Raw genomic sequence first — 18824 nt, 5'->3', positions numbered from 1 at the left:
GAACGGGGCTATCCAGGACGGCTCCGACGCCGTGATCACACCAGCCACAGTAAGATCATCTCACCTGTGACCAGCAGTTACGGGACAGCCCTTAGTACGCCAAATCCCCAGGCACCACACCCGCCCCGTCCCCGGCCACGGCAGCCCCACCGTCCCGCGGCCCAGGCGGCACAGCCGCCACCCCCAGCTGCGCCAGCCCCGCCGTCAGCTCCCCGCGCGAAGCCACCACCGCCGGTACGCAGTCGGGCGCAAGCCGCACCGCCGAAGCGAGCACCTCCACCAGGCTGAGCGGCTCCTCGACGCCGCCCAGATGCCGGTACTCCACCGCCGCCAGCACCGCCAGCCGCTCCCACAGCCCCAGCCCCGCCCGCCGGTGCTCCCGCAGCAGCACCCGCGACGCCTCCTCGACGTCCACACCCGCGCCGAACAGCTCGTGCAGTCGCCCCCGCAGCTCCTCCATGTACGCCATGTACGCGCGCACTTCCGCCTGTCCCACCAGCGGCCCGTGCCCCGGAACCACCACCCGCGGATCCAGGTCGAGGATCCGCCGGCACGCGTCGACGACCCCGCTCAGCGGCCCGGCCCAGTGCACCGGCACATCCCCGACGAACAACACGTCGCCGGCGCACACCACCCCGCTCTGCGGCAGATGCACGACCAGGTCCCCGACGGTGTGCGCGGGCCCCACCTCGTACAGCTCCACCGGCGTCGAGCCCACCAGCAGATCCAGGCGGCCGCTGAACGTCCGCGTGGGCGGGGCGACTTCGAGGCCGCCGTAGTCGTACCGCCCGAAGTGCGCCAGCAGATACCGCTCGAAGGCGACCTCGTCCCGGCACCCGTCCAGCATCGTCTGCAACTGCCCCGGCGTCGGCTCCGCGCACAGATGCGCCAGATTGGCGTCGGTACTGATGATCTCCGCGTCCGGGAACAGGCCGTTGCCGTAACTGTGGTCGCCGTTGGCGTGCGTGTTGACGACCGTCGACACCCGGGCACCCGGCGCCGATACCCGCCGCGCCGCCGCGGCGAGCGCGCGGGTCAGATCAGCGGTGTACGGGGTGTCCACCAGCAGGGTCTCGGTGCCGGAGTTCACCACGACGCAGTTCGCCATGCCCCAGGTGCCCGGGAACTGCGGCAGCCATGCGTGGACTTGGTCGTCGAGCCGGACGAGTTCGGTAGGAATACGCATGCCCGCATTCTGCGCGGGGCCGACCGGGGGCGGCCGAGCGGGGTCGGCCCGGGCCGGCAGACGGGGGCGGGCCGGGCAGCCCCCGCGGCCACCCGCGCACCATCGGGCCCAATCTGGTGATGGTCCGTCAACTCGCAACCCGAAGAGCCTGTTTGCTCGACTCCGGGCCCGCAGACGCCGGGGGAGGGGCGGCGGTTCCTCTACCCAGGCCGCCGCCCGGACCGGGCCGGGCGCGCAGGGTGCGGGGCAACACGATCCGATCCGTCCACCACGTGCGATGTAAAGGACGCTTGACACCCCCAGATGTAAAGCCTGCTTTCCATATATGCGGAACGACCTACGTCAGCTACGTGTGGCCAAGGGCCTCTCCCAGCAGGAGTTGGGGCAGGTGCTCGGCGTGTCCCGGCAGACGATCAACGCCATCGAGCAGTGCCGCTACGACCCCTCACTGCCCCTGGCGATCCGTATGGCCCGCTACTTCGCAAAAACGGTGGAGGAGATCTTTCATGTCGATTGACCACAAGCCCGAGGCCACGCGTGGCCGGCGCTGGGGCGTTCCGGCCCTGGGTCTGGCCATCGGTGTCGGCTACATCGCGATCTTCATGGTCCGGCACGAGCCTGGGATGGCTGCCACCGGCTTCACCGTCATGGCCGTCTACGTGCTGATCCTCGTGATGGCATCTCGCCGCTCGGAGGCCGCCGCCCTGCTGCGCGGCGAGGCCACGGACGAGCGCCGCCACGCCATCAACCAGCGTGCGTCCGCGTTCACCATGAACGTACTCCTGCTGGTGCTCCTGACCGGATTCGTGACCGAGCTGATCCGGGGACACAGCGGCCACCTCTTGGACGTCCTGTGCGGCGTGTCCGGCGTCATCTACATCGCGGCCACCATATTCTTCTCCCGCCGCGGCTGACTGCCTCTCACCGGCGGGCGCTGTGTTCCGGCAACGCGGGGCGCTCGGGTGTGCGTGGGGCGCGGGGGATGCGCTATATTCGATCTTGAGCTTGCAGCAGCGACAAGCGGCTGCGGGCCCGGCGTTGGTGGTCCAAGGAAAGGCGCCCCACTTCCTGTGGGGAGATGCAGGTGCAAGGCCTGCCCAGCGCTCACATGCACAAAGGCCCTGGCCTCCCTATGGAGGCCAGGGCCTTTTGTCTGCGGTCACCCAGCGCGTCCATCCCGCTGGAAGACGTGCGACGTTTGCGAACGTGTACTCCGTGCCCACGCGCCGGGCGCAAGATGCGCCGACTGCCGCCACACACGGGCGCCCGAAGGCATCCCGGCAGAAGCCTCACCCGTGGAAGCCCTGAGCGCCTGACACCGGCAGCCTTGGTGCCTGCGGACGTGTGGCCAGGCATCGGCACAGGCCCGAGCCCGGGAACCCCTGGTCCTGCGCCCTTGCTGCCGGGCGGGCTGTGGGGCGCGGTTTCCTGTCGGGGCCGGGCGATGCCGACGGGGCCATGGGGGAGGCCGACCATGTGCCCGGCCACGGCGGTTCGTAGCCTGACCATGCTGTCGCTTGACCACGGGCCGGGCGTCGGTGGCCGGCGGCAGGGCTGAGCGGTTCTCCCCGTCGATGCGCGTCAGCTCGTACACCCGGCAGTGCGTTCCGCGTCGCCGCTGTGAACGGTCATCGGACCGCGGACACCGAATGACGCGCCGCCCCCCCTTGGCCGGCAAGGCTTTCGAGCCTGCCCGTAAACGATCTTCGCGTCGTGTTATCACCGCGTTATGCCCGTGTTATGCCTCCCGGTCACGATTGCTTCATCGGGTCTGCGGCGGGGCCCCGGGCCGGGGGCATCGTACGTGGGTGCCTCCCGCCGGGAAGCCGTCCCGGGCTCGGACATGAAGATCAAGAGCGGCCGTGTGTCGCTGACCTGCGGGGGGGTTTCCTTGCTTCGCTTCAAGAGCAACACTGCGGCCGCTGCGGCCGCTGCGGGCGTGGGCCTGGCCGCTGCCGGCCTTCTGGCCGGCGCCGGAACGGCTGCCGCCGGCACCAACGGCCAGCAGGTGACGGTGTCGACCCGCTGGTCCGACCAGATCAGGATCTGCGGCCGCAACCAGGCCGACGAAGAGGCCTGCACCGGCTGGATCGCCACCCCCAACGCCTGGACCGCGCTGCCCGGTTGGTGGTGGAAGGGCGAGCTGGTGATCCAGGGCTACCAGCAGGAGAACGGGGAGTACCGCGTCGGCTACTGCGACGTGTTGCCCTCGCAGCCCTCGGACTGGACGCAGTGCAACCTCTACGGCACGCTCTGACGGCTTCGCGAGGCGACCGTGCCGGTGCCGGCGGGGCTGGACCGCCCATCTGTGACCAGGCCGCTGTCTGTCCCGGCCGCGCCATGTCAGGGCCGGGGCGCCATACGTACACCTACAGCAATTCACCTACAGGGGACACTCATGCGCAAGACGACCAAAATGCTTATCGCGGGCGCCGCAGCGGTGGCAACCGTCGCCGGTGTGGCCGGATCCGCTTCGGCGAACAGCACAAACGCTCTGTACCGTGGCCAGACCCTGAACGTCGGGGACTCGGTCACCGGTATCACCGGCACCAGCACTTGGTACCAGCTGACCATGCAGTCGGACGGCAACCTTGTCGAGTACCGCTGGGACGGCGACCCGACCCAGGGCTCCCAAAGCCGTAGGGTGTGCTGGGCATCGAACACATACGGGTCCGGCGCCAACCACGCGACGTATCAGGCGGACGGCAACTTCGTGGTCTACACCCTGGGCGGTTTCGCGGCATGGGCGTCGAACTCCGCGGGTGGAGGGGGCTCGACCGTGGACATCAACTCGCGCGGTGCCCTGTACGTCGGCACCAGGCAGATCTCCGGGCCGTGCTGACCGATCTCCCGAGCTGACCGACGAGTCGGTGCCGTCTCGCAAGCCGCGAGCCGCGAGCCGCGAGGCGCAAGCCGCAAGCCGCAAGCCGCAAGCCGCAAGCCGCAAGCCGCAAGCCGCGAGGCGCGAGGCGGCACCAGCGCTTCAGCTCGACGGTTGAGGGCGGTGGCACGTTCCTGTACCGGGGATGGTTCCTTGCCGCTTCGGCGGTGCATTCGCGGGAGGCGCGGGCGAGGTGGGTCTGGGTGCCGGTGAGATGTCTGCTCATGCTCGGTACCGGTAGCGGCGCCGGTGCCGGTGCGTACGGCCAGGCCCGGCCCTCCGAGAGATCGGAGGGCCGGGCCGAGCGGCTGCGGGCCCTACCGCATCGGGTACTTGGCCTCCCGGGCGACGAGGGCGACCAGGGCGACGAGGGCGGTGTAGGCGGCGAGACGGCGGGAGCGAGCAGCGTCCCGATGGGTTCCTCGCGGCGCGCCAGGACGGAGGCAACGCCGACCGTCCAGGTGACGAGCAGCGCGGGAGTGTGGCGCAGATGCTCCAAGTCCTCGATGCACGCCCTTTCGAAGGCCCCGGATGCCAGAGCCGCGTCAGCGAGTCGTCCGCATGGGCGGACCTGCGTGGACCGGGTTGGGTGAGACGCGTTGGACTTGGTACGACCCGAGCCGGACACCACACACCCCCGGACAGCGGGCCTTGAGTACCAGCACTCATGACACGGCTGCCGCACTGCGATGAGGTAGAGGCATGTCTCGCTCCCTGCCGCTCACCTGGGCTCTGCGCACCGCCGCTCTGCTCGCCGTCGCGGGCACCGCAACAGCCTGCGCCGGCCGCGTTGACCCTTCCGCGCGCTCGGACAGACAGGCATGGGATGCGATGCACCCATCTGCCCTGGACGCGGTGAAGGCCGTTGACCCGCACATCAGACCGGAAGAACTCGCCGGGGGACGCGACGCGTGCCACCCCACGGATTTCATCGGCGACTCCGAGGACGAGAGCGAGGTCATCGGGTCCGCCCAGATCACCCTCTACGCGTCCCCGTCGGACAAGCGCACGCCGACGCAGCTCGCACGCGAAGTCGTCACGCGGATGGAGCGGAAAGGATGGAAAGGGCCACGCCCTGACGACATCGCACCAGTGAACGGCGAGGTCTCCGCGAGGCTGAAGATGCCCGGCTCAGGCATGGCCACCGTCTCCGCGAGCCATGAACGCCCCACTGGGGCCCCGGCCTTCAACCGGATGACAGTCGACCTGACCACCGAATGCCTGCGTAACTCGGACTGGCACGGGTGAGTGGTTGCCCCCCTCGTCCGCGAGCCGAGGCGCCGGGCTTCTTGTTGACCAGGCTCTCGAACCCGTGGTGGTGGTCATGGAGCCAGGGCAAGCAGGAAGGCTCCTGAGCGATCACCGACCTGTCGCGGGTGTGCGCTTGTACTCCACGATGACCGGCGTTCCGTTCTCGTCCGGGCCCGGGGGATCGATACGGCCCCGGTGCCGCCCTGCGGGGTATTCACTCGCCAGGAAGCGGATACCGAGAGTCGTCACCGGCGAGCCAGGTGTCTGGGGCACGTGCCCCTCGCAGACGTGGAACGCCTTAGGGACGTTCATCGGCTCCCTTTCGTCTGCCTCGGTCCTGCGAACGAGCAAACGAGCGGACGAGCGGACGAGCGAAAGAGCAATCGTGCAATCGAGGTCCAGAGACTTTGATTCCGGTGTCAGCCGCCGTCAGCGCCGGCGGTGTTCAGGAAGTGGTCTGCGTCCTGGGGAGTGGCGAGCCGGCGGAGCTCCAGCCATGAACTGTCGGCGAAGTGGATGCGGAAGGTTGCGAAACCACGCGGTTGACCGGTCTCCGCTTCGATGCGTGCCTCGTGGCGGCTGAACTCCGTCACGATCTGGAAGTCGTCGGCCTTGGTGGGCGACAGCCGGCGGCGGGGCGAGGCGGCCACGCAGATTCGGTCCCGAGCCAGCAGGACGAGGCGTCGCGGGTTGGGGGACTGCGAGTACCAGCGCAGCAGTAGCTGGCCGGCGGTCAGGCCCCAGTCTCCGTCGAAGACTCCCTCAGCCGGGTCCCGATCGGCCGTTGTCGGCGGCTTGGGCAACCGAGTGTCGCCATCGGTCGTCTGCTGGACCTGCCTGCCCCGTGCGGGCTTGGACCTGCGATGTCCGTCGGTCTTCTTGCTCAGCGTGTCGAGGAGGTACCACGGGACGATGATGAAGAACCCCAGTACGGCGCCCACGTAGAGCAGCCAGTGGTGTCGCCCCTTGAGCCGTCCCTTCCCCGCCGCTCGGTGGACGTCCTTGGGCGGCGTCGGGATCGCCTTCCCTATGCCGCACCACACCAGGGCCAGGGGTTCCTCGCCCAGGATCTTCCGGGCCCGTCGTTCCACCTTGCGCTTGGCCATTCGAAGATCGTACGACGGGACAGCCGGGGGATCGGAGGGCGGGGCAGGGCTTCGGATGAGGGCGCTTTGAAGAACTTCGGCAGAGATTCGAGGGGTGGCTCATTCAAAACACCCCAGTCGCTCCGCAGCGGAGGACGTTCATGCCGGCGGGATCACTTTTCCAGTGACACCGCCGCCTCCTTGCCGGGGCCGCTGCCACATCACTCGCCAAGCGAGGCGAGGCGTTCAGGGTGGGTAGATGTCCCGGCGCGGAGCAGGGCGGACGAGTGTGCCCGAGCTGGAACCGGGCGCAGCCTGATGCCGAGCTGCGGGCCGCAGCTCCGGATCACGTTCCTGAACTACAGGCCATGGACGTTGGCCAGGTCCGATGGTGGTTCAGCCGCAGCCGACCCCGCAGACCCACGAAGGCGTCGAACTGCACTCGGCAGGAAGTGCGTCCGGCGCCCCTTGCACCCCACGTTCTCGTCGGGGGTCCGTGTTCTTGACGGGCGGTCGGCGCAGCTCGCCCCTGTTGTCGCGAGCGTTCGCCTCGGGCGAGCTTGTGCTTTCCGCCGCGGGTCGTCCCGGCGGGCAGGCGAGGGGCTGCGCGCCAGGCAGGCTCCGTGCTGCCCGGAAGCCGCCGCTGCCCCTCGCCTTCAGATCACGGGCCCTGGCCGAGGCCGCGTCAGCCGTTGCGGTCGTCGTCGAACTCCTCGTTCAGCAGAGCGCCGCCCACCAGGCGGGCCGGCCCCACGGAGTCACCGGGCCGGCCCCAGGAACTGGGTGGCCGCCAGGCGTGCGTACAGGTTGTCCTGGTCGAGCAGTTCCGTGTGGGTGCCTACCGCGCGTACCCGCCCCGCGTCCATCACCACGATCCGGTCGGCGTGGGTCACCGTTGAGAGGCGGTGTGCCACGACGAGGACGGTGGTCTGCCGGGCGGCCTGCGTGATGACGTCGCGTACCGCCAGTTCGTTGACGGCGTCGAGCTGCGAGGTCGCCTCGTGGTGGACGGGCGGAAGGTCATCGCGGTAGCGGAAACTCACGTCCTCGAAGCGGACCGACGCCGGGCCGCCGGCCGCCGCCGATGTCCAGGGCCGCTCGGGGTGTTCCTGCTCCAGGGGCTCCGTTTCCAGCCGCTCCACTTGGGCGATGCGGGCGATGGCCGCTGATCCCTCCTGATACTTGGAGGCCGCCTCGGCCAGCTTGTCCACCGGCTCGATGAGGTAGAAGAGGTAGAGCAGGAAGGCGATCAGAGTGGACACGGGGATCGTCCCGGAGGCCACGCGTGCCCCGCCGACCCCGAGCACCGCGAGGAACGACAGCTGCATGGCCAGACCGACCGACCCCTCCGCCACCGCCTCCCACTTCGCACTCGTCACGCCGTGCTGCCAAGACCGCCGCAGTGCCGCGTCGGCGACCGCGGTCTCGCGCTGTTCGGCACCTGACGCCTTGACCGTCCGCAGCGCGCCGAAGATCCGTTCAAGGACGGAGGAGACCTCCCCGACCGCCTCCTGCGCACGCTCGGTGGCCCGCGCGATCCTGGGCATCACCAGGGCGACGGCCCCGCCGATCAGCACGCCCACAGCCACGGTGACGCCGAGCAGCACGGCGTCCATGAGGGCCATCATGACGATGGCCGCGGCCAGGGTCACGGCACCGGTGGCACCGTTGACGATCGCCTGAGTGGTGACGGCGCGCAGGAGCGTCGTGTCGGAGGTGACCCGTGACATCAGGTCGCCCGGCTGGTTCCGCTCGGCCTCCGTGAGGCGCAGCCGCAGCAGTCGCCCGACAAGGGTGCGGCGGGCGGCCAGCACGACCGACTCCGCGGTCCGCTCCAGTACGTACGCGCCGAGCGCCTGGACCACCGTGCCCACCACCACGAGCGCGGTGAGGGCCAGGAGGATCCTGCTGATCGTCTCACCGGAGCCCAGCCGGTCCACGAGGACCTTCGTGGCCAGGGGCTGGAGCAACCCGCTCCCGGCCCCGATCAGGGTGAGCAGGGCGGCGAGCGCGACGGCCTTGCGGTGCGGTCGGAAGTGGGCGTGCAGCGCCTTGAACGTCCTGGGGGCGGTCAGGCGTGCGGTGTCGGCGGCCGACGGGTCGGTCGCGGTCATGGTGGGTCCCTTTTGTCGTCCGGTTGTCCGGTACTGCGGTCGCGGATCCGGGCACCAGGTCGTGCCCGCGCGTCAGCTGGGGTCGGAGTGCTCAGCCGGACAGCCGAGCGAAGCTCTCCCCGGCGTGGTGGACCAGGCCGGCGTACAGATCGGGCCGCAGGACCGCCAGGATTCCGGCCGCCGCGAGGAAGACGATGAGGGCCGCTTCCCAGCCGCCCCTGAGGTGTCCGTGTGACAAGCACCCGCCCGTCGCGCACCTCTTGCAGGGCGGCGTGCCGGGGGCGGCCGGGGCCGGTGCGCGGCCGTCTCGGGCCACTCGCTTGTCGTCCATGCGTCCAGGCTCGGCGAGGGGCCGGCCCACGGGTATCCGGCAGTCATCCGGACCCCATCCCCCAGGTGGCTGGAGCAGACCCTCCAGGTGGCCGGTGTACCCACTGGTGAGGAGGGGCGGTGTCAGCGGCGAGCCGCTGACAGGCATGCGCGGCGACGGATCCCCCAGGCCGTCGGACCGACTCGCCTCCCCGGTCCGCGGTCCACTGGTGCGAGCCGCTCGGGGTGGTGGCCATCCGCCAGATACCGGACCCAGTCGGCGACGCCGTCCGTGGCCGACAGCGGGGGGCCGATGTGTACGACGTACATGCCGAACACCGCCAACGCGCGGGCCAGGTCCACCCCGACAAGGCGTCCCATCGATGGACCGCCCGGGGCCGGCACAGCGGACTCGGGCGAGGTTCGAGGCTCAGGAGGCGATGTCTCCCGGGGTGGCTGCATCTGTGTCATAGGGAGAATCTCGTGGTGACGCCAGGAGGCGGGCCATCCGGCAGCCTTCGGTAACGGCTCCGCCGGTCGGCGAAGACCACCCCGCCGACCGGCGGAGCCGTGGCTCGACCGGTCCGGCAGGATCGGGCGGTCCGGCAGGATCGGGTGGTCCCTGTCCCGGGATGTGTAACTGGTGCGGACTTGGCGGGAGTTGGTGTCGCCCATGACAACCGCGCGCGTGCGCATCGCCCCGCCGGCCTCCAGCCCTCCAGCCCGTCTGTCGCGCTGTCACAGGTAGCGGTCGATGGCGGGCAGGAGCGACTGGAAGGTTTCCCCGGATGCGGGTTCGCCGATGGCGGCCAACTGCCAGCCCTCGCGCAGGCGGACGACCTTGGCCATGATCTGGGCGGTGTGGGAGCCCCCGCCGGACAGGGTGTAGCGGGCGAGTTCGCCGCCCGTGGTGTCGTCCACCAGACGGCAGTAGGCGTTCTCGACCTCGTCGAAGGTCACCCCGGTGAAGGAGTTCACGGTGAAGACGATCTGATCGACCTCCGGGGGGACCCGTGTGAAGTCGACGATGATGGATTCGTCGTCCCCCGGTCCGTCGTCCCCCGGTCCGTCGCCGCCGGTCCGGTTGTCGCCGGAGTGCCTCACCGCGCCGTAGGCGCTGACCAGGGATGCGAAGTAGACGACCTCCAGCACCTCCCGGCCCGAGTACAGCACTGCGGAGGCATCGAGGTCGATCTCCCTGGGCCTGATCAGTTTTCCGAGGAACCCCTTGCGCTGGGCCGCCTGCCAGCCCAGGCCCATGCGTACCCGGATGAGGGGGGTCGCGTCGGACTTGGCCAGGCTGATCCTCTGGCCTTTGGCGAGGTTTACGGACAGGACGGACATGAAGGCTCCCGGGACTGGATCGAGGGGGGCCGGGCGAGTGCGGCGGCCCGGTGGGGCCCGCCGCCCGCACGCGGAGGGGGCTTCCGCGCGAGCGGCGCGGGCGGCGGGGGCTGGGTCGCTTCGGTGTCAGAGGCTGACGCCGAAGTCCTGGACGATGCCGGCCGGGCCGGAGGCGTAACCCTGGCCGACGGCGCGGAACTTCCACTCCGCGCCGGTGCGGTACAGCTCCGCGTCCGGCGGGAGCCAGGGCGGCGTGGCCGTGCCCGGCCGTGCACCGTCCGGCCGTGCACCGTCCGGCCGTGCACCGTCCGGCCGTGCACCGTCCGGCCGTGCACCGTCCGGCCGTGCAAGCCTCGTTCAAGGGCAGGCCGTGGGGGTATCCGCCGGGCGTCCGGAGCCCACCCGCCACCCGGCGGAGCGCGCCCCGCCGGGTGGCGGTCCGATGCGGGGCCGGCCGCATCGGACCGGTTGGCGCTCGTGGACACCGTCTCCTCGGCGCTGGTTCATGACGCTCTCCGCCCCGCGGTCGTGGTCTCAGTGGCGGACGCAGCGGAGGGCCGAGTGAGCAGGCGGGCGATGGCGGTCGAGCCGACGCCGTGGAGCAGAACGCTGCCGAGCACGGTGAGTGTCGTCGCGTACAGGACGGTGTCCGCGTCGGGCCCGTCGGGGAGGGTGTTGAAGGCGATCAGCCCGAACACGATCGAGGTGGTGCCGCGTGGTCCGAGGGCTCCCAGCATGAGCCGTTCGCGCCAGGTGAAGTGTGAGCCGAGGAAGGCGAGCAGGATCGGCACGATGCGTACGACGGTGAGGGCGGCGACGCAGAGCGCGACGGTGGGCCAGTGGACGCCGTCGCCCAGTGCGAGCACGACGGCGTTTCCGAAGAAGAACCACATGCACATGGTCAGGATCGAGTTGGTGTCCTCGATCAGCCGGAAGTCCGAGGCGTCGGGGGCTTGGGCGCCCCCTCGACGGGTCGGGGACTGCCGGACGTAACGGAAGGCGATGCCGCAGACGAACGAGGCCACGAAGCCGTTGCCGTCAGCCGCCACGGTCATGGTGTAGGCGAGCAGTGGTGCGACCAGCACCAGGATCCGGCGTGACTGTTCGGTCGTCCAGTGCATGCGGTCGGCCGAGTTCATCAACCAGGCCAGCAGCGGCCCCAGCACGATGCCGGCGATGAGTGCCTTCGCCGCGGACGGAACGGCCGTGCCCAGTGCCTGCATGGGGGTGTGGGCCTGTGCGGTGGAACCGGCCAGGATCAGAGCGAACAGGAAGATGGGCGACACGATCCCGTCGTTGTAACCGCTCTCCACGTTGAGGACGTTGCGCACCCGTGCCGCGATGCGCGTGTCGCGTACCAGTGTCTCGGCCGGGGCGAAGTCGGTCGGAACGACGATGCACGCGATCAGCAGCAGGAGCGCCGCAGGCAGCGCGGGCAGCAGCAGCGAGCCCAGCAGGACCATCGCGGCCAGACTCAGGGGCAGTGCCACCAGCAGTGCCCGGGCGGCCGCGCCGGGATCGTTGCCGAACAGTCGCCCGCCCGGCAGTTCGGTCGCGTCGACGAACAGCAGCACCGCCAGGATGACCTCGGCCACGTGCTGGGCGACCTCGGAGTTCAAGGTGGCGGCGATCTCGCTCTGGGTGAACAACCCGGTGATGATCCCCGCGAGGACCAGCACCAGAGGGGCCCTGACGTGCCGCTGCTCCAGCCATCCGGCGACGAGCGACCACCCGGCGGCCGCAGCGGTAATCACGATCAAGGTGAAGACCATGTGGATTCCTGTTTCGGGACACAGAACGTGACGAGTTACGGGGCGAAGAGGCAGTCGGCCCGTGCGTGTCGGCGCTTCGCACGCACGCGGAACCTGCACCGACCGGCGGGATGTCCACTGCCGATGGACCGGACTTCCCGGTACGCGGGCGGTGGGGTGCGCGGGTCAGTCCGCGCGGGTCAGTCCGCGCGGGACGGGATGCGTATCCGCACCCGGTAGCCGCCCCCGTCGGTCGGGCCGGACTCGAAGGTGCCGTGCAGGATGTCGGCGCGCTCCTTGAGGCCCAGCAGGCCCTGGTGTGCGCCGGGCAGGGGCAGGGAGGGGCGGGACGGCGCGCTGTTGCTGACCGTCACGCCGACGGCGTCGCCGTCGTGCCACAGTTCGACGGTCGCCGTGGCTCCGGGGGCGTGCTTGCGGACGTTGGTCAGTGCTTCCTGCACCGTGCGGTACAGAGCGCGCTGGGCGGGCGTGCCCACAGAGGCTGGGAAGTCGCCAGTGAGCTCCGCTTCGATGCCGCTGGACGCCACCAGTCTGCGCAGGTCGGCGAGGGTGGGCTGCGGGGTGAGTTCCGTCGTGGCTCCGCCGGAGGCGCGCAGCAGCGTGACCATGGTGCGCAGCTCGTCGAGCGTATCCACGCTCAGGGAGCGGATGGTGCGCGCCGCTTCCCTGCTGCCCGCGTCCTTGGCCGCCACTTGCATGGCTCCGGCCTGAATCGCGATCAGGCTGACCTGGTGGGATACGACATCGTGCATCTCGCGGGCCAGCTGGGCGCGTTCTCGGGCCAGGACGGCCTGTGCGTGCAGCTCGCGCTCGTGCTCCCGCGCCTCCTCGATCTCCACCAGACGCCGTGCCAAGTCCCTGCGTGCCTGGACCAGCTGGCCCAGCAGGACCGGCGCGGTGGCCGTCGCCAGGTTGTACAGCAAGAAGATCAGCGTCCATGCCCGGCTGGTCGATGAGTCATCGTTCAGTGGCGAGTGCACCACCATGGCGACCGCGGACAAGAAGGCGCATACGCCGAGCAGACGACGGTCACGCGAGCGTTCGGCCAGGGTGTACAGGGCGGCGACCGGGGCGACCAGGATGTCCTGGACCAGGGTGGCCGGCAGGGTGAGCAGGAAGACGGCCAGCGGGAACCGCCGACGCACGGCCAGGGCACCGCAGGCGATCGCGGCGAATGCGAGGCCGAGCGGGGTGCCGTTCCAGAGGCTGAGCCATGCGTCCAGCGCGGCGAGGGCGACCAGACCGGCATCCCGCGCAGGTGGTGGTACCCGGTTCCACAGCCGCTTCCCCTCAAGCGCGGCGCTCATCGGCCTTCCCGGCCGGCCTCCAGCAGCCCGGCTCGCTGGGCGAGCAGCGCCGCCTGGACCCGGCCGGCCACCCGCAGTTTGGTGAGGATGGCACTGACATGGTCCTTGACCGTGCTGGTGCCCAGATGCAGACGGGTTCCGATATCGGCGTTGGACAAACCTTGCGCCAGCAGCACGAGCACGTCCCGCTCCCGGTCGGTCAGCCGCTTCACGCGGGCCGCCTGCTCGTCCACGGCCGCAGGCCCGGCAGCAGGATGCGTGCGCAGCAGGCTCCGGGAGGCCTTGGAGGACATCACCACTCCACCGGCGGCCAACGTCCTGACCAGCTGGGGGAGTTGATCCGGTTCGGTGTCCTTGAGGAGGAAACCGGCCGCGCCCGAGTGGAGGGCCGTCAGGACGTACTCGTCGGTGTCGAAGGTGGTGAGCATCGCCACAACAGGGGGAGCGGGCAGGGCGCGCAGCTGAGCCAGAACGGTGAGGCCGTCCACGTCCGGCATCCGGATATCGAGGAGGACGACATCCGGACGGTGTTCCCGCACCGTGCCGAGGGCGTCCCCGCCCGACGCCGTGGCGACGACCTCGATGTCGTCTGCCGCGCCCAGGATGAGGCCGAAACCGGATCGGACCAGCGCCTCGTCATCCACCACCACTACCCGAATCACGTGCGTCGCACCCCGTCGTCAATCGATCCCTGTCGTACCCGACCGTAAGGTCCCTCGCCATCCCCGGCGAGGTTACGAGCCCGGTTCCAGCCGGTCGGGGGGCCAGTTCCCACCAGTCGGCGGTGGCGTCGGCACGTGTCGGATACCGCTCCGACCGGCAGGTTCCAGCCTCGGGCGGGTACGGCTCCCTACCCTGGAGTGAGGCTACGGTGTTGCGTCCGCCGGTGGAGCCGATGCCCGCCCGGGCCCGCGAGACGCTCCCAGGCCCGCGAGACGCTCCCAGGCCCGCGAGACGCTCCCCGGCCCGGGTGCCCTGCCGGGTGGGCGGGCGTTTGAGGCGAAGTTCGACGGTTCTCCGGACACTCGGATGTGTCTCACCTGCTGGCGCGAACCCCAACCGGCCGCCTACGTCGCTTCGCAGGCCTGCGGCTTGGTGGCTGTCCAAGCAGTCCCAGGTGCTCAGTTGGCGGCCCCGTCCTGTTGCTGCCATTCACGAGGCCAGTTCCCGGACGGAGGCGGGGGACCGCCTACCCCCAGGTCACGCCGGGCAGAGGCGTAGAACATGTCGCGTTTCTGGCTGACCCGCTGTGCATCGCGGGTCCAACCCTGCGCATCGTGCCTCTGCTCTCGCACATGCAGTTCCAGCATCCAGATTGCCTCGTGCCATGACCGCGCCGCTGCGACGGTCTCGACGTCCCCGACCAGCAGAACAGACTCCCAGTGCATGGCCCGGCGCGCTTCGGCTTCGGCGAGCAGACGCAACCCTTCTATGGGATCCAACGGATCCACGACGTTGGCGTACCCCAGGGCCGCGCCGACGCGCTGGGTGATCCAGATCTGCTCCTTGAGCGCATTGCCGTACCGCGCGTACACCTCGAACTTCTTCTCATGCCAGCGCTCAGTTTGCGTCCGGCGCCACCGCGCCCGCTCGGTAAGCGTCGTGGTGGCGTACGAGCCAGCAGCGCCGACTCCCACCCCCAGCAATGTGGCCACCTGATCCAGAAACACCGTATTCCCCCTGGGCAGTCGACGTCTGTGATCAGGCTGCTCCACCAGATACTCCGTGACCAGGGGCGGAGACGCCTCTGCCCTCGAACGGTGCCCGAACGTGATCGCTCGTCGGGGATTCCGCAGGCGTGAACACGGCCTTCGTGGTCGGGGGTTCCCACCGGCGGTGCATTGCCGGCGCATCCCCGAACGTCGAGGTCGGCGCGGCGCAGCGTGGTGTGCTGGCGCTACGACGTGATGATGTCGATGAGGGTCTTGGAAGCCGTGGGGGCGGGTGCACACCGCCCGGCTGGGTGCTCTGTTGCAGCGGATCGACGCCGTCTTTGCCACGCAGGGCGTTCAAGTGCGGGGGTGTCGGGGTGGGGGTGTGGGGATGGGGGTGTGGGGATGCCGATGGGGCTGCCCGGGGCCTCGGAACGAGACTTCGGGCAGCCCCGGATCACCTGCTGGTGCTGGCCGCTTTGTGGGTGTGCGCCACGTATCAGCGAATCCTGTGAAGCGGCTCTGACCTTGGCCCGGCGTAAGCCGGACGCCGCGACGAGTGACCGGTTACGGGCGGTTGGTGACATTGCCGGCCTGCGTGGTGCTGTGGCCGTTGTCCTGGATGGCGATGGCGCCCACGGTGAGGCTGAAGACGGCGACAGCCGTGGCGAGGATCGCGGCGGCTCGCTTGGTGATGCTCATGGTTCCCCCTTGGCTCGGCGTCGGCGTTCTGCCGACACGGCGCCGATCATTGCGGGCTGTACCAACAAAGACTCCGCGGCGACCTGCGGTGTCAGGTGTAGTAAGGCGAGTTCAGGTCGATGCTGGCCTCCTTGACGATCTCGCCGTCGAACAGTCGTGTCGTTGCTGGGGCTCCGGCCCGGCGCGCTTCTTCGGCGAAGGGGCCCTGGGCGAAGGCCAGGGCGTTCTCGGCGCTGTCGAACTCGTAGAAACCACCGAGGGTGTGGGTGCCGATCCCGGACAGCCACGTCTTGCGGATCAGGCCCGGTGCGGTTTTCAGGGCCACGTTGACCTGGTGCCAGTCGAACTGCTCGAACGGCACTGCCGCCTGGATCTCGGTGTAGAGAAACGTCTTGCCCATCACGAACCTCCGGCTTCGGGGCCTGTCCAGCCCACGTCACTAGTACGTGCGTCCTAGTGAATCGAGCATGCAGTAGGATGGCCGTACTAGTCAAGGGGGTCGCGATGGCCGCGGACACGAAGTCCCGCATGATCAGCGCAGCGATCGGGCTGCTGCAACGCCATGGCCTGGCCGCGATGTCCTTCACCGACGTCCTGGCCGAGAGTGGTGCCGCGCGCGGGGCGATCTATCACCATTTCCCGGGCGGCAAACAGCAACTCGCGCTCGAAGCCGCTCGCCGCAACGCGGAGGACGTCCGCGGTCACCTGCACGAACTGCCGGCCCGCACGCCACGCGAAGTCGTGGAGGCGTTCCTTGGCAACGTCCGCCCCGTGGTGCAGGCGTCCGCCGGGGGCGGCGGTTGCGCAGTCGCGGCGGTCACCATCGACGGCGGTGCGGCCATTGCCGACCAGAGCAGCCTGCGCACTGTCGCGGCCGAAGGATTCGCCGGCTGGGTCGGCGAACTCACCGGAAAACTCACCCACGCCGGAATGAGTTCATCCCAGGCCGCTGATCTGGCCACCCTCATGATCGTCACACTCGAAGGCGCCCACATCCTCTGTCGCGCAGCGGGCGGCATCGCGCCTTTCGACAGAGCTGCCGCGGCCCTGCTCTCTGCCCTCCCGAGCTCGGGTTGACCCGGTGCCAGAACATGGCAACGTGGCGCGCTGTAACGATCATGCTTCTGCCATGGCATGAACAGAGCCGTGCGGGTTGGGTGTTGTTGTGACGCAATACCTTGGCCGCACGGCCTTGTCCCATCGTCTCTTCACCGGCCTCCAGCGCCGTCGACCCGGTTCGCTGATCGCGGAGTTGGCCGAGGCGTGGAGGGCCGCAGAGGAGGGCTTCAGAGGAGGGCCGACTGCACGAGCGTCGAGGCCGCGGCCGGTTGCGTGCGGCCGGTGCGGGACCGAATCACCAGCTGGTGTTCACCGACCGGGTCACCGCCACTCTGGTCGTCCCGAGGTTCGAGCTCCCGCAAGGGGCTCTGGCCCTGCTCCACGGAGTGGACACACGGTCACGAGTCGGCCTTGTTGAGGTGTCGCCAGCACGTGAGGCTGCAGGCGAGCGAGACGAACGGATCGCCTTCGATCCAGCCCTGGCGCTGCCACCGGCCGATCGCCTTGCGCGCGATGGACAGTTCCCGGTTGACGGTGTCGGCATCCATCTCGTCCGCTCGCGCTGCCGCCAGTTCGGCCAGGACCTCCGGCAGCGCCGGGTCGTCGATCGCGGCGACGGGGAAGACGAGCGGCTTCGCGCCCCGGCGGGCGGGTCCGGTCGGCGCCGGTTCGCCAGCGAGCATCCACCCCCACGTCGTCAGCGAGATCCGGTAGATCAGCGCGGAGGACTTCGCGATGCCCGCGCCGGTGAGGTAGCGCTCGACTGCCGCGGTGTACGCGGCCGGAGGGGCGGACAGGGGCACCACCCGGGCGCGCGGCAGCCGGAGCGCGCCCCCGCTCCCGGACTCGGGCACAGGTTCGATCGTCACGTCCGTCCCGCCCTTCCAGTCCTGCCGCAGTAAATGCGTACACCTCGCCCCGGCGGCCGGAGTAGGCCGCCGGGGCGAGGTGATCACGGTAGGGGCTCTACCGCAGTAAATCCGGCATTTCTGCGACAGTTGCGAACGCGTTTCCGCGATCGAGCATCCGCCCGTATGCGTTTCTGCTGTGCGGACTTGAGGGGAGGGGACTGTCAGTGCCCGGCGCCAGCATGCTTATCTGGGTCATGCCCCAGATCCTCCGTCACGGGCAGGCACTCGGCGAGCAGGTCGACGACGTCGCGCCAGGCGCGCTGCGCGTGCTGTGGGTGGTAGCCGACGCCGGGGACCGTGGGGTGGTCGACCGGCGGGTGGTGGAAGGCGTGCAAGGCGCCGCCGTAGACCGTGAGGCGCCAGTCGATGCCCGCGGCCTGCATCTCAGCGGTGAACGCGTTCCGTTGCGCGGGCGGCATGATCGGGTCTTCCGACCCGACCCCGGCCCACACCGGGCAGCGAATGCCTGCCGCCTCGCCCGGTCGGCCCGTGGTAGTTGCGTTGACTGTCCCGATCGCGCGCAGGCTGACGCCGCCGCGCCCGAGTTCCAGCCCGACGGCGCCCCCGGTGCCGTAGCCGACGGCGGCGATCCGGTCGGGGTCGGTCCTCGGTTCGGTGCGCAACACGTCGAGCGCCGCATGGCCGATGCCCCGCATCCGGTCGGGATCAGCGAGCAGCGGCAGGCAACGGGCCAGCATCTCCTCGGGGTCGCCCAAATAGCGCCCGCCGTGAAGGTCGAAGGCCAGTGCTATATATCCCAGTTCGGCGAGAGCATCGGCCCGGCGGCGCTCGACGTCGCTGAGCCCCATGCCCTCTGGTCCGAGCAGCACCGCGGGCCGGCGGTCGACACCGGCCGGGAGCGCGAGGTGCCCGATCATCGTTAAACCGTCGGCCGGATACTCGACCGTACGCGTCGTAATCGTCGTCATGAGACTGGACTGTAGTGATCGTCGAGCCCGGTCCGGCTGGTGTTCTGCCGCTGGCAGAACAGCGCGGGTATCCCTCTGAAATACGGCGAGGGGCCACGAGAACCGTCACAGACCCCGTCCCCACGGCAGCGCTATCGGATCACCTGCCCAGGCCACGGTGTTGGAGGCTGACCCTCGCAGCGAGATTCTGGGGTATACCGGCCCGCTCCCGTGAAGGGCGTCACCAGCCTAGTATTGCAGCCGCAGTTGACGTGACTGCCCGCGAGCCGCTCGTTGCGCCAGTCATGGGTGGGGATGTCACGGTTGACGAGGTGCACGGCTG

General features: G+C 69.8%; 20 protein-coding genes and 2 pseudogenes. 6 read left to right on the top strand and 16 right to left on the bottom strand.

Annotation, left to right across the window (positions count from 1 at the left end; all coding sequences use genetic code 11):
- Positions 1 to 91: 91 nt before the first annotated feature.
- Positions 92 to 1186 carry an MBL fold metallo-hydrolase gene (locus ACFWA7_RS36180; protein ID WP_385827325.1) on the bottom strand — a complete coding sequence of 365 codons (1095 nt, stop codon included), beginning with the start codon at positions 1184 to 1186 and terminating at the stop codon, positions 92 to 94.
- A gap of 325 nt (positions 1187 to 1511) precedes the next feature.
- On the opposite strand from ACFWA7_RS36180, the gene ACFWA7_RS36175 reads away from it, so the two are divergent.
- The 5 genes from ACFWA7_RS36175 to ACFWA7_RS36155 all read left to right on the top strand — a co-directional run bounded on the left by ACFWA7_RS36175 (position 1512) and on the right by ACFWA7_RS36155 (position 5315).
- On the top strand, positions 1512 to 1703 hold the full coding sequence (locus ACFWA7_RS36175; protein ID WP_385827323.1) for a helix-turn-helix transcriptional regulator: 192 nt from the start codon (positions 1512 to 1514) through the stop codon (positions 1701 to 1703).
- A complete protein-coding gene (locus tag ACFWA7_RS36170) occupies positions 1693 to 2100 on the top strand; it encodes a DUF2178 domain-containing protein (protein ID WP_385827321.1) in 408 nt (135 codons plus the stop codon). The genes ACFWA7_RS36175 and ACFWA7_RS36170 overlap by 11 nt, the downstream gene beginning before the upstream one ends.
- A gap of 977 nt (positions 2101 to 3077) precedes the next feature.
- Positions 3078 to 3443 (top strand): hypothetical protein, encoded by a 366-nt coding sequence (locus ACFWA7_RS36165; protein ID WP_385827319.1) that lies wholly within the window; start codon positions 3078 to 3080, stop codon positions 3441 to 3443.
- Between the two features lie 141 nt (positions 3444 to 3584).
- Positions 3585 to 4028, top strand: coding sequence for a hypothetical protein (locus ACFWA7_RS36160; RefSeq protein ID WP_385827317.1), 444 nt, complete (start codon positions 3585 to 3587; stop codon positions 4026 to 4028).
- Between the two features lie 741 nt (positions 4029 to 4769).
- Entirely contained in the window at positions 4770 to 5315 is a 546-nt protein-coding gene (locus ACFWA7_RS36155; RefSeq protein ID WP_385543513.1) for a hypothetical protein, read from the top strand.
- 111 nt (positions 5316 to 5426) lie between these two features.
- Here ACFWA7_RS36155 and ACFWA7_RS36150 read toward each other — a convergent pair whose 3' ends face one another.
- The 13 genes and pseudogenes from ACFWA7_RS36150 to ACFWA7_RS36090 form a co-directional block, all read right to left on the bottom strand.
- Positions 5427 to 5630: a hypothetical protein gene (locus ACFWA7_RS36150; protein WP_385543510.1), complete on the bottom strand. Its 204-nt coding sequence runs from the start codon at positions 5628 to 5630 to the stop codon at positions 5427 to 5429.
- A gap of 107 nt (positions 5631 to 5737) precedes the next feature.
- Entirely contained in the window at positions 5738 to 6424 is a 687-nt protein-coding gene (locus tag ACFWA7_RS36145) for a hypothetical protein (RefSeq protein WP_385543507.1), read from the bottom strand.
- Positions 6425 to 7161: 737 nt separating this feature from the next.
- Positions 7162 to 8517: an ABC transporter transmembrane domain-containing protein gene (locus ACFWA7_RS36140; protein WP_385827315.1), complete on the bottom strand. Its 1356-nt coding sequence runs from the start codon at positions 8515 to 8517 to the stop codon at positions 7162 to 7164.
- Between the two features lie 91 nt (positions 8518 to 8608).
- The gene (locus ACFWA7_RS36135) at positions 8609 to 8848 is read right to left on the bottom strand and encodes a hypothetical protein (RefSeq protein WP_385543504.1); all 240 of its coding nucleotides are present in this window, start codon (positions 8846 to 8848) and stop codon (positions 8609 to 8611) included.
- 227 nt (positions 8849 to 9075) lie between these two features.
- A pseudogene (locus tag ACFWA7_RS36130) lies at positions 9076 to 9297 on the bottom strand (hypothetical protein); the annotation flags it as partial.
- A 267-nt stretch (positions 9298 to 9564) separates the two neighbouring features.
- Positions 9565 to 10161 (bottom strand): TerD family protein, encoded by a 597-nt coding sequence (locus tag ACFWA7_RS36125; protein ID WP_385827327.1) that lies wholly within the window; start codon positions 10159 to 10161, stop codon positions 9565 to 9567.
- A 135-nt stretch (positions 10162 to 10296) separates the two neighbouring features.
- Positions 10297 to 10398: pseudogene (locus tag ACFWA7_RS36120) on the bottom strand (TerD family protein); the annotation flags it as partial.
- A 275-nt stretch (positions 10399 to 10673) separates the two neighbouring features.
- The gene (locus tag ACFWA7_RS36115) at positions 10674 to 11942 is read right to left on the bottom strand and encodes a cation:proton antiporter (RefSeq protein WP_385827313.1); all 1269 of its coding nucleotides are present in this window, start codon (positions 11940 to 11942) and stop codon (positions 10674 to 10676) included.
- 179 nt (positions 11943 to 12121) lie between these two features.
- A complete protein-coding gene (locus ACFWA7_RS36110) occupies positions 12122 to 13249 on the bottom strand; it encodes a sensor histidine kinase (RefSeq protein WP_385543498.1) in 1128 nt (375 codons plus the stop codon).
- Entirely contained in the window at positions 13246 to 13911 is a 666-nt protein-coding gene (locus tag ACFWA7_RS36105; RefSeq protein WP_385543495.1) for a response regulator, read from the bottom strand. Before ACFWA7_RS36105 ends, ACFWA7_RS36110 begins: the two co-directional genes overlap by 4 nt.
- Before the next feature lie 459 nt (positions 13912 to 14370).
- The gene (locus tag ACFWA7_RS36100; RefSeq protein ID WP_385543491.1) at positions 14371 to 14919 is read right to left on the bottom strand and encodes a hypothetical protein; all 549 of its coding nucleotides are present in this window, start codon (positions 14917 to 14919) and stop codon (positions 14371 to 14373) included.
- A gap of 549 nt (positions 14920 to 15468) precedes the next feature.
- The gene (locus ACFWA7_RS36095; protein WP_385827311.1) at positions 15469 to 15603 is read right to left on the bottom strand and encodes a hypothetical protein; all 135 of its coding nucleotides are present in this window, start codon (positions 15601 to 15603) and stop codon (positions 15469 to 15471) included.
- 91 nt (positions 15604 to 15694) lie between these two features.
- A complete protein-coding gene (locus ACFWA7_RS36090; protein ID WP_385543485.1) occupies positions 15695 to 16003 on the bottom strand; it encodes a hypothetical protein in 309 nt (102 codons plus the stop codon).
- 104 nt (positions 16004 to 16107) lie between these two features.
- Between ACFWA7_RS36090 and ACFWA7_RS36085 the strand changes: the two genes are divergently transcribed.
- Positions 16108 to 16680 (top strand): TetR/AcrR family transcriptional regulator, encoded by a 573-nt coding sequence (locus tag ACFWA7_RS36085; RefSeq protein WP_385543482.1) that lies wholly within the window; start codon positions 16108 to 16110, stop codon positions 16678 to 16680.
- 380 nt (positions 16681 to 17060) lie between these two features.
- Here the strand turns inward: ACFWA7_RS36085 and ACFWA7_RS36080 are convergent, their stop codons facing one another.
- Both ACFWA7_RS36080 and ACFWA7_RS36075 read right to left on the bottom strand, forming a co-directional pair.
- Positions 17061 to 17531: a hypothetical protein gene (locus ACFWA7_RS36080; protein ID WP_385827309.1), complete on the bottom strand. Its 471-nt coding sequence runs from the start codon at positions 17529 to 17531 to the stop codon at positions 17061 to 17063.
- Between the two features lie 203 nt (positions 17532 to 17734).
- Entirely contained in the window at positions 17735 to 18502 is a 768-nt protein-coding gene (locus tag ACFWA7_RS36075) for a dienelactone hydrolase family protein (protein ID WP_385827307.1), read from the bottom strand.
- Positions 18503 to 18824 lie beyond the last annotated feature (322 nt).

Origin of the sequence: Streptomyces sp. NPDC059994, assembly GCF_042737755.1 — a bacterium.
In the GTDB taxonomy this organism is placed as follows: domain Bacteria; phylum Actinomycetota; class Actinomycetes; order Streptomycetales; family Streptomycetaceae; genus Streptomyces.
Note: the sequence above shows the minus strand (reverse complement) of the source record. Positions and strands in the feature narration are given on the sequence as shown.